Raw genomic sequence first — 1780 nt, 5'->3', positions numbered from 1 at the left:
AAAAAAAGATCAGAACGAGGAAATCGTAAGATTTCCCGAACTGATCTTTTTTGTTTTGAAAATATTAAAAGGAAAATTGGCTATTTAGCTAATTTTCCAATATTCATTGCCATTAATACGAATCCCATTTGTTTCTTAATGTTTTCACTACCTCGAACCGTAAACTTAGTGAAATTCAAATAAGACTTAAGGTGACCGAAAACCGATTCAACATCGATTTTGCGTCGAGCATAAATCTTCGCACCTATGTCACTGTAAAGTCTTTCTTTTTCTTTAGCTTTAAAATATTCCCACTCAGGGTTTATATTTATGTACCTAACATTACCGCCAGCGGTAATGGCAGGTTTTATAATGTTCTGATTTTCATCTTTGTATTCAGCTTTATAATTCTTGAATTCTCTAACAAAACCATACTTGTCTGTTCGTTTAGTGTATCTATAAAAATTGAATCGAACACCTTTAGGGTCGATATAATAGTCATTTTCTTCGTTATATTCCCAGTTCATAACTTTTCGTTCATCTGATTGCCATTTACGACTATCTTCCTTCAACATCGTTCCATATGGAATTAAAGGTATCTGATCAGGTAATCCATCTTCAATATATCTATAATTGGCTTCTGAGCCGTATCCGGCATCAGCCACGATATATTTATTTGATTCCAAGATTTTATGGCATGTCATGCTTTTTAGAAATGGGATTAAGGTTCTCGTATCAGTTGGATTCCAATATAAATCATAGTCGAGTACAAACTGATTATTAGTTGCAATCTGTAGATTAAATCCTGGTTTTAATTGGCCGTTTCTCATAGGATCTTCTTTAACACGCATAAAGGTAGCATCGTTATCGGTTCTTGAAAAGCTATTTCGTTCATCAAATATTTTTATATCTTTTGCATATTCGTCGTGTTTTTCTTTAATTTGTCGGGTTTTGTGTAGTTTTGATTTTATAGACCTGCGAACCTGCTTGGCAGGGTTCGGGGACACTTTTTTGGTAGATTCTACTTCTTGATTTAGTTGATCCAATCTCTCTTCTAGTTTAGCTATAATTAAGTCTAGTTTTTCATAGTCCATGGGCAGTGACTGAGCCCATGCACTGGATTCTGCCTCTTTAATTTCCTTAAGAATCACATTTATTTTTTCACGATTCATATCATCAAAACGCATAATATTCTTCTTCCAAACAAAAGTGTATTTATTGGCATTGGCTAAGATTTTAGTACCATCAACAAATACAGCATCATCAATCAAGTTGTTATCTACGAGAAATTTATGCATTAGCTTAAAACTAGAGCGAATCATTCGCTCGGCATCGTCGGAGACGATGAAGCGAGCAATGGTCCTATATGATGGGACTTGTTCTTGGGTGAGCCATCGTGCATATAAATTTTCACGCGCTACGCGTTCAATTTGACGACAAGTATAGTGCCCACGAAGATATGAAAAAAGAACCAACTTTAATATAGCTCTTGTATCGTACTCCTTAGGACGTCCAGTTAAATAGATATCATTATGATTCATAGATTCAACCAATTGGTTGATATAATAGGCCTCATGATTTTTATCTGGTACAAATTCAGTGGTTAAACTCAAGCTAGTTTGAGATATGTTATAATTGTTTTGCATATATAGGACATCCTTCCATGGGTGTTTTAGCAGAGTATCGGTGGTTCGGACCGATACTCTTTTTTTTATTATATTATACAAAAATAGCTCCAGTACAGAAACCGAACTTTTCTACACTGGAGCTATTTTAATGTGGAGTTATGTCACAGCCCCTT

1 protein-coding gene is annotated in these 1780 nt (G+C 34.8%); it reads right to left on the bottom strand.

Annotated elements, in window-relative coordinates:
- Window positions 1-80: 80 nt before the first annotated feature.
- Window positions 81-1625 carry an IS1182 family transposase gene (locus tag FD31_RS13710; protein WP_057893321.1) on the bottom strand — a complete coding sequence of 515 codons (1545 nt, stop codon included), beginning with the start codon at window positions 1623-1625 and terminating at the stop codon, window positions 81-83.
- Window positions 1626-1780: the final 155 nt, after the last annotated feature.

The organism is Companilactobacillus nantensis DSM 16982, from assembly GCF_001435815.1.
Taxonomy (GTDB): domain Bacteria; phylum Bacillota; class Bacilli; order Lactobacillales; family Lactobacillaceae; genus Companilactobacillus; species Companilactobacillus nantensis.
This window is presented reverse-complemented; position numbering and strand designations above follow the sequence as displayed.